This is a genomic window from Sphaerisporangium sp. NPDC051011 (assembly GCF_040653595.1).
Taxonomy (GTDB): Bacteria; Actinomycetota; Actinomycetes; order Streptosporangiales; family Streptosporangiaceae; genus Sphaerisporangium.
This window is the reverse complement of sequence record NZ_JBFAGG010000004.1, coordinates 1-17,590: the sequence shown is the minus strand read 5'-3', so window position 1 is coordinate 17,590 and position 17,590 is coordinate 1. Positions and strand designations below refer to the sequence as shown.

Genomic DNA, 17,590 nt, shown 5'->3' with positions numbered 1-17,590 from the left:
GTGACGACGTACGACGTGGCGAAGGTACGGACGCGGTTCCCCGCGCTGGAGGAAGGCGCGGCGCACTTCGACGGGCCGGGCGGCTCCCAGGTGCCCGACGCCGTCGCGGACGCCGTGGCCGCCACGCTCAGGGCCGCCGTCGCCAACCGGGGATCACGCACCGCCGCCGAGCGCCGCGCCGACGAGATCGTCATCGCGGCGCGCACGGCGATGGCCGACCTGCTCGCCGGTACCCCCGCCGGCATCGTCTTCGGCCGCAGCATGACGCAGCTGACCTACGACCTGGCCCGCGCCCTCGCCAAGGAATGGGGGCCCGGCGACGAGGTCGTGGTCACCCGGCTCGACCACGACGCCAACATCCGGCCGTGGGTGCACGCCGCCGAGGCGCGCGGGGCCACCGTGCGCTGGGCGGACTTCGACCGCGAGAGCGGCGAGCTGCACGTCGAGGCGGTCGCCGGGCTGCTGGGCGACCGCACCAGGCTCGTCGCCGTCACCGGCGCCTCCAACCTGCTGGGAACCCGGCCGGACGTCCCGGCGATCGCCGAGCGCGTGCACGCCGCCGGAGCCCTGCTGTTCGTGGACGGGGTGCATCTGACCCCGCACAGCCTGGTCGACGTCGGAGCGCTGGGCGCCGACTTCTTCGCGTGCTCGCCGTACAAGTTCCTCGGCCCGCACCTCGGCGTGCTCGCCGCCGACCCTGGCCTGCTGGAGCGCGTCCACCCCGAAAAACTGCTGCCGGCGACCGACGCCGTGCCCGAGCGCTTCGAGCTGGGCACGCTGCCGTACGAACTGCTCGCCGGGACGACGGCGGCGGTCGACTTCCTGGCCGGCCTGGTACCCGGCGACGGGAGCCGCCGCGAGCGCCTGGTCCGCTCCATGGACGCGCTGGAGCGGCACGAGCAGGCCATGCTGGAACGGCTCGACGGTGGGCTGGCCCGTATTCCCGGCGTGCGGCGGTACGGCTCGCCCGGGCGCGGGCGCACGCCCACCACGCTGTTCTCGGTCGAGGGCGTGGACTCCGCCGAGATCTACGAGTTCCTCGCCGCGCGCGGGGTCAACGCGCCAGCCGGCAGCTTCTACGCCCTGGAGTGCAGCCGGTGGCTCGGCCTCGGCGACACCGGAGCCGTCCGCGCGGGAATCGCCCCGTACACGGACGAGTCCGACGTCGACCGCCTGCTCAAGGCCCTGGACGAGCTCACTTCCTGAACCCGCCCGCACCGCCGCCGGGCCGCAGTCCAGAGAGAGCGAAACCCCGCCGGACCCGGGCACGCCGACACGGGCATGTCCGCCTAGTCGCAGACGTGGCGGAGCCGGCAGAGCCTTCCGGCCATCGTGCGGGCGTCCTTCACCAGCGGGCGGAAGTGGGAGGGCAGGAGGCGCGAGGTCACCATGCCCGTCCCCGAGTAGAGGGCGAGCGCCCGCCCCTTCCTGACGACGACATAGCGCACGCGGGACTCGAAGAAGAAGCCGCCGACGCGCAGGGCGTCGTCGCCGATGGCGGTCTTCTTCCACTTGTAGGAGTAGCCGTCGTGCCCGGTTCCCTTGTGGGTCGCGCACCGCTCGAGGTCGGCGCGCAGCGAACTCATGGCCTTGCGCGCGGCTGACCTGTCACGGTAGATGATCACCTGCTCGGTCGTGTAATCGTTCTCGACGGTGTGGGTGATGCCGCGGGCCGCGGCGCGGCCCTTCGGGGCCGGGTCGTCGCCACAGGGGTTCACGGCCAGGCGCTGGCCCACGCGGTCGCTGACGTGCCACGTCTCCCATGGCTTGGACGGGCCCGCCGCCTCGGCCTCGTACAGCAGAAACCCCTTGGGCAGGACACCCCCGGCCACCGCCCCGGGCCTCGCGACGGCGCCGGCCGCCCCCATGGCCTCGCCTCCCGTGAGGCCGATCACCGCGGCCACACCCGCCACCAGCATCAGCGCTCTGCGCATTCGCCCTCCCCATCGATCGGCTGATGTCAGGTTGGACGCTGCTTTCCCGCCGTATGTTCGGGCCGTGTCCGGGGCCGGTCCTGTTCACGCGGGTCCCCTGAAGGGGAAGCCACCGCCCTGGCCATCGATGCCGCTGCGGTTCAGCCAATCGCAACGGCCAGGCCGGCGGCCGCCACGAACAGGGCTCTGCGTCTCATGCGCGAATTCCTTTCTGTACCGCCCGCCCCAAGGTCCGTTGACGTCGGGGTTTCTTCACGGCGCTCCTTACTCGGTTCTGGGCCCCGTCGACCGTCTTGTTCGTGACGTTAAGTCCCGGTTCCATTTCTTAATATCCGTATCCATATCCGTATTTGTACGGAAAACGGGTCCCGCTCGACCGCCGCCCGGGCTCCGGCCTCGTTGAACGCCGCGCGGACCTCGCTCCTCGGCGAGCAGGCCCCGCCGGTGGAGCGGGCGCCTCCGGGCGACGTTCGCCGGTCGCCGGGCCGGCGAAAATGGTTGGCTCCCACCGGCCACTCTGCGTCAACATGGCCTTAGCCGTGAGTATTCAGAGAGGCGGGGTGGCTGTGCTCGGATTACTCGAATCCCCCGAAGTTGAACCATCCGCGCGAAAGTCGGCCGTTCTGCTGGCGCTGCGGCACTACAACGGGGAGTTGCGGAATCAGTGGCGGTTCGCGCTGCCCGCGCTGATCTCACCGGCGCTGGGCAACATCTGCCTGTTCTACCTGGCGCCGCTGGCGGTGGGCGGGATCGTGGGGCACCTGTCCGGCGGCGGGGACGGCAGCGTCGCCGCGCTCATGCCGTACGTGCTCGGCTTCGGCGCGCTCCTGCTCACGGGCGAGGCGTTGTGGCGGCTGGGCCTGCACTTCGTGAACCGTACGGAGGCCCGGGGCATCGAGCACCTCGCCGCGACGGGCATGGGCGAACTGCTGGTCAAGGACGCCGCGTTCTTCCACGACAACTTCGCCGGCTCGCTCACCAAACGGGTGCTGAGTTTCTCCGGCGGGTTCGAGTCCTTCACCGACACGCTCACGTTCTCGATCATCGCCAAGGTGGTGCCGCTGGGGTTCGCCTCGGTCGTGCTGTGGCGGTACCACCCCCTGCTGGTCTTGGTGCTCGTGGGCCTCATCATCGTCACCGGCCTCCTCGTCGCCCCGCTCATCCGCCGCCGGCAGAGGCTGGTGGACCAGCGTGAGGCCGCGAGGGTACGGGTGTCCGGCCACGTCGCCGACGTGCTGGCCAACATGGACACGGTCCGCGCGTTCGCCGCGGAGGACCGCGAGGAGGCGGAGCACCGAGCCCGGATCGCCGAACAGCGCAGGCTGACGCTCCGTTCCTGGGACTACGGCAACCTCCGGGTGGACACCGTCGTGGCACCACTGTCGGTCCTCACCAGCAGCATCGGCCTGCTCCTCGCCGTCGCCCTGCACGGCGGCCTCGGCGTGGAGGCGATCGTGGTGACGTTCACCTACTACACGAACGCGATCAACATCATGTTCGAGTTCAACCAGATCTACCGTCGCATGGAGAGCGTGCTCACCGAGGCCGCCCAGTTCACCGAACTTCTCCTCACGCCGCCGGGTGTCGTCGACCCGGAGAACCCGCAGCCGCTGCGCCCGGCCGACGCGAGCGTCCGGTTCGAGCGGGTGGCGTTCGCGCACGCCGGCAACCCGCGCCTGTTCGACGGCCTGGACCTGTCCATCCCCACCGGTACCAAGATCGGCCTCGTGGGCCGCTCCGGCGGCGGCAAGACCACCCTCACCCGGCTGCTGCTCCGCCTCATGGACATCGACGGCGGCCGCATCCTGATCGGCGGCCAGGACATCACCCGGCTCCGCCAGGCCGACCTGCGCAGCCTGATCGCGTACGTCCCCCAGGAGCCCGCCATGTTCCACCGGTCGTTGCGCGACAACATCGCCTTCGCCCGGCCTGGCGCCACCGACGCCGAGATCTACCAGGCCGCGCGGGCGGCGCACGTCACAGAGTTCGCCGAAGCCCTGCCGGACGGCTTCGACACACTGGTCGGGGAGCGCGGTGTCAAACTCTCCGGCGGCCAGCGCCAGCGCGTCGCCCTGGCCCGCGCCGTCCTGCGCGACGCGCCGATCCTCCTGCTGGACGAGGCCACGAGCGCGCTGGACTCCGAAAGCGAGATCCTCGTCCAAGAAGCCCTGTGGACCCTGATGCGTGACCGTACCGCCCTCGTGGTCGCGCACCGGCTGAGCACCGTCGTCCGCATGGACCGCCTGATCGTGCTCGACCAGGGCCGCATCGTGGAACAGGGCAGTCACCGCGAACTCCTGCGGAACCAGGGGCCGTACGCCCGCCTGTGGCACCACCAGTCCGGCGGCTTCCTGATCGAAGAGGACACCTCGGACGCCGTCCCCCGCTGATCCGGTGACCGGTTCGCGGGCCGGCGTTCTCGTAGAATCGGCACCGCCGGATACCGGTCCCGGAGGACAGGACATCCGTGTTCCCTCAGGTGTATCAGCCACGGCCAGAAGGGCTTCGAGCGGGATGGGAAGCAGGCTTTTGATGTGGTGATCCGGGGTTACAGCCCCCGGCACCTGGATGCGCTCTGGGCGAGGGTCGAGGCGAACGAGATCACCTCTGACGAGGTACGTCAGGCCGAGTTCGGTCGTGATGCGCGGCTATGACCGGCATCAGGTGCATGCCGCCCTCGCCGACGTGGTCAAGAGCCTCGAAGAGAGATCGGAAGAATAGACGCTCCGTCGACGGCACCGGTCGCGGCGCTCCCGGATGAGGGCACGGGCGACCCCAGCGCCGTGCCACCGCCCCTGAAGACGCGACCCCGAGCACAACCGTGTGATGGTCACAGCGGTCGAAGCCACTGACGCGCTGCGTACGGCACTGGCCGAACGGTGCGGTTCGGACGCCGTCGCCCCGCAACTCGCCCACAAAGCGCTATTCCGGACGAATCCCCGATTTCCGCCAGGTACCGGTCATCCGCAACCCGTCGTTCATCGGGGTGTCTCCGGAGGCCTGCTTACTGGGTCGGTTAGAAAAACGACTTCGCTCACCTGGGTGCCGTCGGCGCGACGCCCGGGCGGAGAGGACCTGTACCTGTGTCACGCCTCTCAGGCGCCGCGATATCCGGCAGCACCATCACGCTCAGTTCCCCGACGGCCCCCACTCGGGGCGACAAGCTGAGCTTCGACTGGACGACGGACGCGCCCGACCCGAAGAACTGGATCGGCATCTACGACGGCGGCCGCAAGCCGGGCAACGGCAACTCGATCGTCTGGACGTACGTCACCGGAACGTCCGGGCGGACCACCCTCGACACCTCGGGCCTGAGCGGCGGCCCGTACACCGCGTATCTGCTGGCCAAGGACGGCTACGGCATCCTCGCCCAGACCACGCCGTTCACCTTCGAGGGGCCGCCGACCGGAGACTTCATCGTGCTTCGCTCTCCGGCGTCCCCGTATGAGGGCGACAAGCTCACCTTCCACTGGACGACGGATGCGCCCCACTCCAAGAACTGGGTCGGCGTCTACGACGGCGACCGCAAGCCGGGCAACGGCGGCTCCCTGGTGTGGCAGTACACCCCCGCCGCGTCCGGCGACATCACCCTCGACACCTCGGGCCTGAGCGGCGGCCCGTACACCGCGTATCTGCTGGCCAAGGACGGCTACGGCATCCTCGCCCGCACGGCTCCGTTCAGCTTCGCCGTGCGGCCCGTCATCCCGCGCCCGCACGCGGTGGTCGACGCGCTGACGACGGCCCCGCAGGACACCGGCGCGGACTTCAGCGTCCGCCTGGCCGGGTTGTGGATCAGGCCCGAGGGCAACGCGGCGGGCGGCCCCGCCTTCACGCGGGTCTCCGGCGACCCGTGGCTCTCGGTGAGCGCGAACGGCACCGTCAGCGGCACCGCGCCCGCCTCGCGGCCCAAGACCCCGGGCCGGTTGGTGGTCTCCGTCCAGGACAGCGCCGTGGGCGCCGACACCGTCACCGTCCAGGTGCCGGTACGGACGGCCAAGGACAAAATCCAGATCAAGATCGCGACTCTGAACCTCTGGGACGCCGGCGCGCACGTCGGCGGATCCCTGGAGAAGCAACTGCGACTGGTGCTCACCCAGGGCCTGGACGTCGTCGCGCTGCAGGAGACCGGTGACGCCGCTGCCACGGCGCTCGGCGAGGCGCTGGGCTGGCAGACCCACCAGACCGGCTCCGGCCTCGGCATCGTCAGCCGCTACCCGCTGAGCGACCTCCTCGCCCCCACCGCCGACCTGCCCGCCGCGGCCGCCACCGTCCAGTTGCCCGGCCGCCGCACGGTGCGGCTGTGGACGGCCCGGCTCGACGAGGCCGACTACGGGCCGTACGCGCTGGCGGCCGGGCAGACGGCCGCGCAGGTGGAGGCGGCCGAGAAGCTGACGCTCCGCTACCGCCAGGTCCAGGCGCTGGTGGCCGCGATGCGGAGCGATCTCGCCTCCGGCGTCCCCGTGATCCTCGCCGCCGGCCTCGCTTCTCCGTCCCATCTGGACTGGACGAACCGTACGGCTTCCGCGCACGCGGGAGTGGGCAAGCTTCGCTGGCCGGTCACCGACGCGCTCCAGCGGGCCGGTCTCACCGACGCCTTCCGCGAGGCCAACTCGAACCCGGTGAAGGACCCCGGCGTCACCTGGTCGCCCGTACGGCCCGAGCACGACGGCGGCGGCGCCGAACCCCAGGACCGCATCGACCAGGTCCAGTACGCCGGACCGCTGAAGGTCGTCGAGGCCCACAGCCTCTACACCGGCTGGCCGCGTCCCGTTCCCGACACCGCCGCCAACGGCTGGCCCTCCGACCACGCCGCGGCCGTCGTCACCTTCTCCCTTTCAGCCCGCGGCTGACCCCGAAAGACCAAAGGAACCTCCTCCCATGACCGAGATCAGCCGCCGCACGTTCATCGGCGCCACCGCGGCCACCGGGGCGGCGGCCGCCGTCGGACTCCCCGGCATCACGGGCACGGCCAACGCCTCCGACGACAAGCGCGACAAGCACGACGGCGCTCGCGGGGACATCCGCGACGTGAAGCACGTCGTCATCCTCATGCAGGAGAACCGCAGCTTCGACCACTACTTCGGCACGCTGAACGGCGTGCGGGGCTTCGGCGACCGGCAGGCGCTGGTCTTCCCCAACGGGGACTCCGTGTTCCGCCAGCCCGCCAGAGGGCGCGCCGATGGATACCTGCTGCCGTTCCGGATGGACTCCACCAAGTACAACGCGCAGAACGCGGGCGGTCTCCCCCACGACTGGGACACCGGTCACACGGCCGTCGCCGGCGGCGCCATGGACAAGTGGGTCTCCGCCAAGGGCGAGCGGACCATGGGCTATTTCACCCGCGAGGACATCCCCTACCAGTACGCGCTGGCCGACGCCTTCACCCTGTGCGACGGCTACTTCTGCTCGCTGAACGGGCCCACCGACCCCAACCGCCTCTACCTGTGGTCGGGCACCGCCGGCCCCGGCGTCGACGGCACCACCGGCCCCTTCACCGACAACTCGGTGGTCACGCAGAACCCGGTGGCCGACTGGACGACTTACGCCGAGCGGCTGGAGCAGGCCGGTGTCAGCTGGCGCGTCTACCACAACCCCGACGGCTCGGACGACCGGTACGGCGACTACGACGACAACGGGCTGTCGTACTTCAAGCAGTTCCACGCCTTCCCGAAGGACGACCCGCGCTACGTCAACGCGATGACGAAGTTCGACCTGACCGCGTTCGACCAGCACTGCAAGGACGGCACCCTCCCGACGGTCTCCTGGCTGGTGGCGCCCTATCTGTTCTGCGAGCACCCGGCGGCCAGCCCCGACTACGGCGCCCACTGGGTGAACACCGCGCTGCAGTCCCTGTTCTCCAACCCCGACGTGTGGAAGCACACCGTCTTCCTGCTGATGTACGACGAGAACGACGGGTACTTCGACCACGTCATCCCGCCGTTCCCCGAGCCGGGGACGAAGGACGAGTTCGCGGCGGGCAAGCCCATCGGGCTCGGCAGCCGGGTGCCGCTGTGGGCCATCTCGCCGTGGTCGCGCGGCGGCTGGGTCAACTCCCAGGTCTTCGACCACACGTCGGTGCTGCGCTTCCTCGAGCGGGTCACCGGCGTACAGGAGCCGAACATCTCGGACTGGCGGCGCACGGTCTGCGGCGACCTCACCAGCTGCTTCGACTTCCGCAGGCCGGACTACAGCATCCCGCGCCTGCCCGACACGGTGGCGCTCATGGCCAAGGCCGACGCCAACCGTTCGCTGCCGTCGGTGAAGCCGCCCACCCAGCAGGCCATGGCCGTCCCGGAGGAGGGGGACCGCCCGCACCGCCCGTTGCCGTACCGGCCGTGGGCCGACGTGTCGGTCGACCGGGCCACCGGCAAGGTGACCTGCACGCTGACCAACGACGGCACCGTCGGCTTCCACTTCACGGTGCTCCCCAACATCGTCAGCACCGCCGCGCCGTTCACCGGCACCCCGTTCACGGTCGCGCCGCGCTCGTCGCGGACCTACGTGTGGGACGCCGCGGCGACCGACGGCCGCTACGACTTCACCGTGCACGGCGCGGACGGCTTCGTACGCCGCTTCTCCGGCACGGTCGTACGGCACGACCAGGACGACGTGGCGGTCCCCTCGGCCGAGGCGAACCCGCGGCACGCCGGGCGGCCGGAGAACGCATCGATCGACCTGGAGCTGCGCAACGAGGGCGACACGGAAGTCGCCTTCACGATCACGCCGAACGCCTTCACCGACCAGCAGCAGACCGTCTGGGTCCGCCCCGGCGGCCGCACCACGGCGACGTGGCCGACCGACCACGGCCGCTACGACTTCACGATCACAGCGGGCACGGGCACCCGCTTCGCCCAACGCTACGCGGGCACCGTCCACCCGGCGTGACGCCCCCGGAAAGGCGCCGGGCACGCCAACAGCGTGCCCGGCCCCGCTCCCGCCCTTCGATACGCCGCTCTTCAGGGTCTGTGACCATGTGTCCCTTGGCCTATGCCCGGCCGGTCAAAGCGTCAGAGGATCCAAGGTGAGCGTGTCGCGCCAGGCGCCACAGTCGTCATACACAGGGCTTTCTGGTCAGCTCGTACCCTCCCGCCGCCTCGGCGCATCCCAGGGCACGCCCGGGCTTCACCGACCCCCTGCGGCAAGGGGCGGCGACGGAGCTCCCCCGCTCGATCTTCACTCGAGGTCGGAAGACTCCGCGGTCTCCCTCCCGGGCTCCTCCAAGGCCCGCAGCGCATCGTTCAGCACGGCCTCTATGTGGGACGCCCCCTCCGCCGGCCGCTCGTAGAACCCGTCCTCATAGCTGTAGCCCACGTCCAGACCGCTCTCGGCGAGCCTCCGTGCCCACCTGAGGGCCGTGTTGATCTTCGCCTGCGGGACGTGTCCGCCCTGGGCGACGGCCGACAGGTTCCGCAGGTTGGTCGCCGGCCCGGTCTGGTTGTGCGCCCGCTTCAGCTTCCACGGAATCGCCCGTCCATGATCGAGCATCGGCTTGGCGAGCCCCGCCGTCCGCTTCGCCTGCAGGATGCCCGACTCGGTCACCCCGAAGTGCGCGGCCAGCTCGGCGTTCGACCGCCCCGTGGCGACGAGCCGCCGCAACTCCTCACGATCTATGTGAGCCTTCCGCCCCATACGTCCATCCCGCCCTCTCCTCGCCCGTCACCTTCCCCCCGCCCCATGTTCCCGCGCCGGACACCCCGCGCGCCATCGGCATCCCCAGTCCCAGAAGCGATCCGAAGCCCCGCCTCCACCGCCTCGCGTACGCATGAGCCCTAGATCTGCGCTAAGGTTGTTCTCGCTCGGGAAACACGAGCAACGGGACGTAGCGCAGCTTGGTAGCGCACTTGACTGGGGGTCAAGGGGTCGCAGGTTCAAATCCTGTCGTCCCGACCGGGTAGCACCAGGTCGGCAAGGGTGTCACGAGACCACGTGGCACCCTTTCTCGTTCCTGGGTGACCAACTGGGTGACCAACTGGGTGACTACGCCCCTTCGCTCACCCTCGCCGACCACGTCCACCACGACCAGCGGCGATAACCCGGAAAACACCTCACTTACAAGATCAGCGACATCGCGCATGACTCACCGTGACACGGTGGGACGTTACGTCACCACCGAATCTGCGACAGAGCCCGCTCACGAACAAAACCACCGGCTTGAGGATCCGGGCGTTGAAATAGTCACGCCGAACGAGCAGACCGCGAGAGGTTCGGACGCCTTTCGACAGCGTTCACGTTCACTGTTACCGGACGGCTCTCGCTGGGACTACGCGATGTCGACACATGGGGGCAGACGAGACCGGAGGCCCCTGGTAGGTACAGCCCAAGGCGGAGCGAGGCCCATTTCCCGGACGGGCGGTGTGACCCGTTGTCACGCCGGTCTTCGGCGAGTTGACCTTGCGGCGTTCGCCGGGACACAGTCGTGCGCATGTCCTCCGAAGAGATTTTGGAGCAGCCCGGTGCGCGCTGGAGTCCCTGGGTCGTGGTGGTCATCGTGGTGGTGCTGCTCGGCGCGCTCGGTGTGGGGGTGTGGGTGCTGCGCCGCCCGCCGGAGGGGCCTCTGCCGCCGCCCGACGTCCCCTGGCCGGTGACGGGAAAGGCGAGGATCTTCCTGTGCGCGGACGACGGCGTGTACGAGAACTGCCGTAAGGGCGCGATCACGGCGGCGCAGCGCCTGGCGGTCGAACGGAGCCTCCGGGCCATCCCCGAGGTGTCCGCCGTGCGGTACGTGTCCCGTGCGGAGGCGCTCAAGAACTTCACGTTGGACCCGGACATGAACAGGCTTGCGCTCCAAGAATCCGATATGCCGGAGTCATTCGAGGCGGACCTGACCACGATGAGCGATTTCCAGCGGAAGGCGGAGACGCTGCCCGGAGTCTCGAACCTCTACCTGTCGGGGACGAGTTTCTGGGCGGGCAAGACTGATGTGGTCGTCCGGCTGTGCCCCCGGGAGCCTCTGGAGAGGGACACGCGGTGCAGAGGGCGCGGCGCGGCGAGCGCGGCCGAGAAGGAAGCCGTCTACCAGGCCCTTCGTACTCTGGAGGGTGTCGGCGCGATCTATCTGGAAGACCATGGGCACGCCGCCAAGGACATCTACTGGGCGTCGTTCGCCAAGTCCCCGGACAAGACGAAACCGTTCGCGTACATCCCCGATTCCTTCCATCTCGTCCTTGACGCTCCCTACGCCGACGCGCGCGTCAGGCGCGTGGTCGGCGAGTTCCCCGGTGTGAACACCGTTGACAAGGAGCTCTCCTGACAGGAGGCCGCGGACGGCGAGGACGTCCTCAGGTTTATGCGTGTCGACGTGGTCGGCCAGCGCATCAGCGAGCACCTTGGGCATCGGCACCTCCCGGATGGACGCCTTCGTCTTCGGCGTGGCCAAGGTGGGGCGCCGATCAGTGAGGACCACCTGTTGATTCACGATGATCACGCGTTCGATTGCGTGCCCGGCCTTATCCCGGGCGGGGGCGGCCGGGGCGAGGGCGGCGCCACGGCGTTGATTACGCGAAGGCGATGAGGAACGGCGACTCCGGCCCGTGCCGGTCCGCCCGCGCTTCATAGGTCCCGACGTGACGACCGTGCCGGTACACGTGTACCAGTCCGGCGTCCACAGTGCAGCGGTCGCCGGCCGCCAACAGCTCATGCAGAGCGTCGTCGACGACCACGTTGTACAGCGACTGCACCTGCCGGTACCTCACCGTCGCCGAGTCGATCAGTTCGCCCTGGAACCGGTAGATGCGTATCTCCGACAGGCACAGCACGGGACACCGCAGCGCCCGATCCATCTCCGCCGCGTACCCCGGTAGCTCGGCGGCTATCGCCGCACGCAGCCGGCCGGCGTAGGCCATCGTCGTCTTGCATGTGTACGAGCACGGCATGTGCGGGACGAGCCCGAAGACGGTGTGGCGTAGGAACGGATTGGCGAGCACCGACGGCGTTCCCACGGCCGCGTCCAAGGCCGCGGCGTAAGTGTTGTCGAGGTACCAGTTGTTCCGCTCCCGGAAGAACCGCCGACAGCACGGTGGGTAGCCGAGCGCCTCGCCAAAGGTGTCGTGGTCGGCCCGGTGCTTCTGCACGACCTGGCCGCCGATGAGCAGCGGATACCAGCCGGAGTGTGCCGCCGCGCGCAGGCGGTCCGGTTCGCGGGCCAGGAAGACGTGCGCCTCCGTACCGGCCCGGGGCACGCGCGAGAACCCGGCGCGGGTCGTGGTGAGCTGGGATGCGGGTACCCCGTCCAAGCCAGGCGCGTGCCGGTCGAAGTAGGCGTCGATGTGGTAGCTCAACCCAAGCGCTTCCACCATCTCCCGGAATATCGCCCATCCCTCCACGCGGACCCACACGTCCATCGCAGGCTTGAGCCCGTGGGCCACGGCCATGACGGACGGGAGCTGAGGCCCGCCGGACGATGCCCGCACATACGGCCAGAATCGGCTCTCCAGCAGCGACTCGAGAACCGATGGTGGCATCGTCACCGGGTTGGGAGGGCTCGTCGGGGCCGGCTCCGCCAGCGGCCATCCGTCGTCGGCAACGGCGACCGCCGCTGGATCCTGCGCTGCCGTGACGAGCTCGGCGGTGTGCGTCAGGATATGCAGGCTCGCCCCAAACTGGTCGCAGTGGCGCAACGCGAACGCGTGGCAATGCCACAGATAGGAGCTCGCAGGCTCGTGTCGCAGGCAGACCAGATACCTCTTCGCGGCGTCCCCGTAGTCACGGTCCAGATAGGACAGATGGGCGGCCGTGAGGTCCGCGAGGAACGAGTCGCCCGGCTTCAAACCGGCGACTGCTGCCCGGACCGGTGCCGGGTCGGGCAGAGCGCGGAGCGCGTCGAGGACCATGTCGGCCGGGTACCACCGGCGAAGCGCCCGGGCCGACCATTGAGGGGGGAGGTCGAGCAGTTCACGCAGCCGCCTGTCGCTGTCTGGCGCCGGTGACCGCATCGAGCCTGCAGACTCGGGATGCGGTCGCACCAGATCGCCGTGTGCGTTCTCCCAACGCTCACGATGTCTCCGCCGCTCGTCGTCGACGCGAGTGCGGACCTCCGCGGTCGGCGGCGATACGGCGTCCCGGTATAGCTCCAGACGCCTGGCGAGCGCGCCGTGCAGAGCCTCGCCGATTGGCGTGAACTCCGCGTGGCGGCTGAGCTCGCTCAGCAGTGTGTCAGCGTAACCGATGATGTGGTACGTGCGGCGCTCGAGCCGCTGCACCGGGGCAAGCTGCGGCGCCCGGACGTAGAAGCCCAGGATATTGATGAACGTGTACGCCGCGTGCAGCAGGCCGCTGAGCGGGCGGGGGTCGTCACGCAGCGGTGAGTAGTACAACGCCTCGTCGGTCGGGCCCGCGAGGAGCGGGTCGAGCTGGGCCAGCGCGTAGAGCTTCTGGTGCGCGTACTCGTGGACGAGCGCCTCCGTGAGCTGGAGATGGTCACCGAGTGAAAGCGCGACCAGCCCGGGCGCCTCACGGAAGCTGGCGCTGAAATGTTTGAGCGGATCAGGCGTCGCGAGCGGGACGATGGCGTTCACACCCAGCCGCATCTCGGCGCCGAGAACCGGATCGACGTTGTCCACTATGGACCATGCGGTCGCGAGGCGGTCGACCCACTCGACCCCCTCGGGCGGGATCGGTTCGGCGTACATGAAGCGCGTTCGCCCGCCGAGACGGAGATCCTGGTCAAGCCAGTTCACCTCGACCGCCGTCTCCGGCAGGCATGCCACGGTGAGTCTGTCGTATGGCACGGGCGTGCCGCTCGCGTCGGTGAGCTCCACCGTGTCGCCCGCCACCCGTACGGTAATCGGCGCGTACGGCTTTGCCGCCCGCGGTGCCAGGCAGAGCCCTGCGCCGGGGAACACGACACGTCCGGCGCTGTCACCGCGCACCGTGGCCACGAACGAGCCCTTGCCGACGAGATGGCATGCGGAGAGAGCGAAAGCCGAGGCCTTGGCGAGGTGGCGTGCGAAGTGGCCCCCCGGCCGCAGCTCGTGTGCCTGGCGCGAAATCAAGTCCCACGCCACCTCCACCCAGAAGGCGGCACTCGGGTGAGCCAGCACCCGACGCTGAGTCTCCGCCGGTCGGTTGAGCAGATCGGAGAACGCGGCAGTAAACCCGTACCGGTCGGCCCATTCCGGCGCCTGCGCCGCCAACCTTTGCTGGATCCGCCTCATACCGATCATCGTCGACTGAAGCCGGGCCAGGAACAACGCACGCACCAGCGGATCGTTGGCCCCGGTCGGCTCGGCGAGCGCCACGACCGTCGCAGGTTCAAGGCGTACGCTCATGCGAGCCTGGCCAGGTCCTGGTCCACCACCGTCGTGATCTCGCGGATGAGCTTCATGAGATCCGCGCAGTAGACCGACGGGTTGTTGAAGCCGGCTTCGTCCGAATACCGGTGCGGAAAGTACCCGCCTCCGCATACCCGGACGAGATCACAGGCCTGGCATATCGGGCTCAGCGTCGCCCAAGCGTCCTGACGCGCCCGCACTGACGGCGATCGCAGTGCGTCGTCGAAGCTGTGGTCGAAAACGTTAAGCCCCAATTCACAGGCGCCCTCGAAGGTTACCTTGAGCGTGTCCACCGCCTGCAGCTCACCGTTCGTCTCGACGACGATGAGATCGACGGGTTGCAGACCCCATTCCTCGGAACTGTTCTGCGCGCCGAGGTGCAGTGCGACGACATCCCGGAAGCGGCGAATCCGAATGGGCTGTGGGCGTTCGTCGTACCATTCGCGGAAGATCCGCAACAGCCAGTCCGCATACGGCGTGGTGCCGGGCGAATCCTTACCCGGCGGCCTCAGGTCGTGGTGCCCGAGGGGCAACAGGAAATCGATGTTCGGCGGCTCGAAGCCGCGCAGGAACCGGTACACGTCGAGCGGGTCGTGGCGCAGGTCGATCACTGCCAGGACACCGCCCCACACCGGTCGGCCCCAATCACCACTGAGCAGCGTCAAGGCCCGATGGGCGCCCGCGAAGGACGGTCGACCGGCATGGTCCACTCGATGCCGGTCATGTGCCTCCGCAGGCCCGTCGATGCTCAACCCGAACGACAGGTTCCGCTCACGACAGAACTCCAGCGTCGCCTCATCGTAGAGAACGCCGTTCGTCTGACCGTGCCATCTGATCGTGACATTCTTGGTCGGCTCGGTGATCGCGTCGCAAAGTTCGCGCAGATAGGGCAGCCCCAGCAACAGCGGCTCACCGCCGTGAAGGATGACGTTCACCTCGCGTAGGTGATGTGTCACTGCGTGCTCGTTGATCCGCCGACCGAGCTGCGCCGCCGTCCGCATCGACATCCGCTGCGGTTGACGACGCCAGCTCTGGTCAGCGTGGCGATAGACGTAGCAGTAGTCGCAGTCTAGATTGCACCGGGACGCGACCTTGCAGATGAATGTGGTCATGGGTGCAGTGGTCACCGCGGCCGCCGACGTCAACTCATCCCTGATCTTTGACCTCACCACGAGGTCGAGGAATGTTGCGAGAAGGAACTGTGCGAGCTGTGCATCACGCCGCCCGCCGCGCCCGCACCATCACGGGACGCGTAGACCTCAGTGAGAATGTTGCCGAGTGCGCTGCCCTCGAGGGCGTCGACGCTACCGAGCTCGAAGTCAGCAAGCGCGGTGCTGACATCGACAGGTGATGATTCGCGAGCCTGGTCCATGGATGTCTCCTTGGTGATTCGGATACAGGGACCGGAACCCACGAACATGGCGGGCCTGCACGCGGGTGTGTCCGGATCAACGCCGTATTGGTGACTTTGTTTTACACGCGTCGGCCGGGGTGTGAGACCCCCCTCATTCCAATAAGGAATCGGGTCTTGACAGGCGGAGACTTAAAGTAGCGAGCATTGATCGATGTCCATGACTCGGCGTCTTGGTCGCTCGGCTCATCCACCACGCAGGGGTGCGCATGGATCTGGATCTCGGTTTGGTCGCCGACTTCTTGGTGCTCGTGGAGGAGCGGCACTATGGGCGTGCGGCCGTGCAGCTGCACCTGACCTCATCGGCGTTGGCCAAGCGCATCCAACGTCTGGAACGACAACTCGGGGTCGCCCTCGTCGAGCGGGATCCTGCGGGTGTGCTCGCCGTGACCTCCGCGGGCCGGCGGTTCGCGACCGCCGCCGTACCCCTGATCGCTCAGGCCTGCGCCGCCCGCGAGAGTGCCCGGGCCGCACCCGCCCGGTACACGCTGCGGATCGGTGTCCCCGCCGGCACGGGCGGGATCCTTAAATACTTCGACATGAGCGGCATCGCGAGGGAGGTCCGCCGCAGCTTTCCCGAGACCCGGCTGGTGCGCCAGGATGTTCCCTTTCCCGTGCTCACCCGCTGCCTGCCCGACCATCAGGTGGACCTCTTGTGGACCTTCGCGCCCGTGCGGCATCCCATCGTGACCTCCTTCCCCCTGACCGCCGTCAGTGCGCGTATCGGCGTGGTCGCCGCCCGGCATACCCTCGCCGACTCCGATGCGGTGAACGTGGAGGACTTCAGTGAGGAACCGATCCTGTACAACCCGGCCATCTCCGAGGAGTGGATGAACCAGTTCTGGCTCGCGGACGTGCGGCCCCGCCGCGAGGCGCGCCTGGTCGAGACCGACGTAGGGACCTTCGCCCGCGTCCTGCGCCAAGTCGCCGACGGCACAGCCGTGATAGCCACCGTTGCGGAGATCGCCCCGTTCCTGGGCCCCGCCTTCCGCGCGGTGACGCTGACCGGCGCCGCCCCCGTGGCCTTCCATATCGCATGCCGACGCACTGACCGGCGGGGCGCCGTTCATGCCCTGGTGGAGGCCTTCCAGGCTCTCGGTCCACGCAGCCTGCTCGGCGGGGGGCCTCACTAGGCTTTCGCGTTACTGAGTGACTACGCACCCGAACGCACACACCCATCAGCGGATTAAACGCCCTATAAGCGCTCCCCACCGATGGCGGCAGACTGACGTCGGCGCCTGTCAAGTCGCATCGAGCGGTCAGGTGGCTGGCATCGGCTCGCCCTTGATCGACCGGATGAGGAGCTGGGCGACGTCCACGACCTCCAGCGTCTCCTTGGCCTGGCCGTTGTTCTTCTTCTCGTTGATCGCGTCTCCCAGCATGACCAGGCAGAACGGGCACGCGGTGGACACGGTGTCGGGGTCGGTGGTCAGCGCCTCATCCACCCGCTCGGTGTTGATGCGCTTGCCGATACGCTCCTCCATCCACATGCGCGCGCCACCCGCGCCGCAGCAGAAACCGCGCTCCTTGCAGCGGTGCATCTCCTGGGCCTGGACGCCGGGCACCTTGGCCATGATGTCGCGCGGCTGGGCGTACACCTTGTTGTGCCGGCCCAGGAAACACGGATCGTGGTAGGTGATCTTCTCCTCGATCGGGGTGATAGGGGTGAGCCTGCCCTCCTCCACCAGCCGGGCCAGCAACTGGGTGTGATGCACCACCTCGAACGTGCCACCCAGCTGCGGGTACTCGTTGGCCAGGGTGTTGAAGCAGTGCGGGCACGTCGCCACGATCTTCTTGACGCCGGCCTCGTTCAGCGTCTCGATGTTCTGCCGGGCCAGCATGTCGAACAGGAACTCCATGCCCAGCCGGCGGGCCGGGTCGCCGGTGCACGCCTCCATCGGCCCGAGCACGCCGAACTTGACCCCGGCGATGTGCAGCAGCTCGGCCACGGCCTTGGTGGTCTTCTTCGCCCGGTC

Annotated in this window: 12 protein-coding genes and 1 tRNA gene; 7 read left to right on the top strand and 6 right to left on the bottom strand. The window is 68.8% G+C overall.

The window, feature by feature from the left end:
• Positions 1-1,206, top strand: a complete 1,206-nt coding sequence (locus tag AB0H21_RS10415; RefSeq protein WP_358514282.1) for a cysteine desulfurase-like protein — start codon at positions 1-3, stop codon at positions 1,204-1,206.
• Positions 1,207-1,289: 83 nt separating this feature from the next.
• Here AB0H21_RS10415 and AB0H21_RS10410 read toward each other — a convergent pair whose 3' ends face one another.
• Positions 1,290-1,934: a hypothetical protein gene (locus tag AB0H21_RS10410; protein WP_358514280.1), complete on the bottom strand. Its 645-nt coding sequence runs from the start codon at positions 1,932-1,934 to the stop codon at positions 1,290-1,292.
• A gap of 539 nt (positions 1,935-2,473) precedes the next feature.
• Between AB0H21_RS10410 and AB0H21_RS10405 the strand changes: the two genes are divergently transcribed.
• The 3 genes from AB0H21_RS10405 (at position 2,474) to AB0H21_RS10395 (ending at position 8,819) form a co-directional block, all read left to right on the top strand.
• A complete protein-coding gene (locus AB0H21_RS10405; RefSeq protein WP_358514278.1) occupies positions 2,474-4,324 on the top strand; it encodes an ABC transporter ATP-binding protein in 1,851 nt (616 codons plus the stop codon).
• Between the two features lie 693 nt (positions 4,325-5,017).
• A complete protein-coding gene (locus AB0H21_RS10400) occupies positions 5,018-6,784 on the top strand; it encodes an endonuclease/exonuclease/phosphatase family protein (RefSeq protein WP_358514276.1) in 1,767 nt (588 codons plus the stop codon).
• Between the two features lie 28 nt (positions 6,785-6,812).
• A complete protein-coding gene (locus AB0H21_RS10395) occupies positions 6,813-8,819 on the top strand; it encodes a phosphocholine-specific phospholipase C (protein ID WP_358514274.1) in 2,007 nt (668 codons plus the stop codon).
• A gap of 288 nt (positions 8,820-9,107) precedes the next feature.
• Here the strand turns inward: AB0H21_RS10395 and AB0H21_RS10390 are convergent, their stop codons facing one another.
• Entirely contained in the window at positions 9,108-9,563 is a 456-nt protein-coding gene (locus tag AB0H21_RS10390; protein WP_358514272.1) for a hypothetical protein, read from the bottom strand.
• Positions 9,564-9,747: 184 nt separating this feature from the next.
• Between AB0H21_RS10390 and AB0H21_RS10385 the strand changes: the two genes are divergently transcribed.
• Positions 9,748-9,821 (top strand) — tRNA-Pro (locus tag AB0H21_RS10385).
• 535 nt (positions 9,822-10,356) lie between these two features.
• Positions 10,357-11,184, top strand: coding sequence for a permease-like cell division protein FtsX (locus tag AB0H21_RS10380; protein ID WP_358514270.1), 828 nt, complete (start codon positions 10,357-10,359; stop codon positions 11,182-11,184).
• Between the two features lie 244 nt (positions 11,185-11,428).
• Here the strand turns inward: AB0H21_RS10380 and AB0H21_RS10375 are convergent, their stop codons facing one another.
• The 3 genes from AB0H21_RS10375 to AB0H21_RS10365 are packed head-to-tail and all read right to left on the bottom strand — an operon-like array spanning position 11,429 to position 15,575.
• Positions 11,429-14,170, bottom strand: coding sequence for an HEXXH motif-containing putative peptide modification protein (locus AB0H21_RS10375; protein WP_358514268.1), 2,742 nt, complete (start codon positions 14,168-14,170; stop codon positions 11,429-11,431).
• A 26-nt stretch (positions 14,171-14,196) separates the two neighbouring features.
• A complete protein-coding gene (locus tag AB0H21_RS10370) occupies positions 14,197-15,315 on the bottom strand; it encodes an FxsB family cyclophane-forming radical SAM/SPASM peptide maturase (RefSeq protein WP_358514266.1) in 1,119 nt (372 codons plus the stop codon).
• Between the two features lie 53 nt (positions 15,316-15,368).
• Positions 15,369-15,575, bottom strand: coding sequence for a hypothetical protein (locus tag AB0H21_RS10365; RefSeq protein WP_358514264.1), 207 nt, complete (start codon positions 15,573-15,575; stop codon positions 15,369-15,371).
• A 248-nt stretch (positions 15,576-15,823) separates the two neighbouring features.
• On the opposite strand from AB0H21_RS10365, the gene AB0H21_RS10360 reads away from it, so the two are divergent.
• A complete protein-coding gene (locus AB0H21_RS10360; RefSeq protein WP_358514262.1) occupies positions 15,824-16,747 on the top strand; it encodes a LysR family transcriptional regulator in 924 nt (307 codons plus the stop codon).
• 126 nt (positions 16,748-16,873) lie between these two features.
• Here AB0H21_RS10360 and AB0H21_RS10355 read toward each other — a convergent pair.
• The coding region (locus tag AB0H21_RS10355; RefSeq protein WP_358514260.1) for a (Fe-S)-binding protein at positions 16,874-17,590 on the bottom strand (717 nt) is incomplete at its 5' end.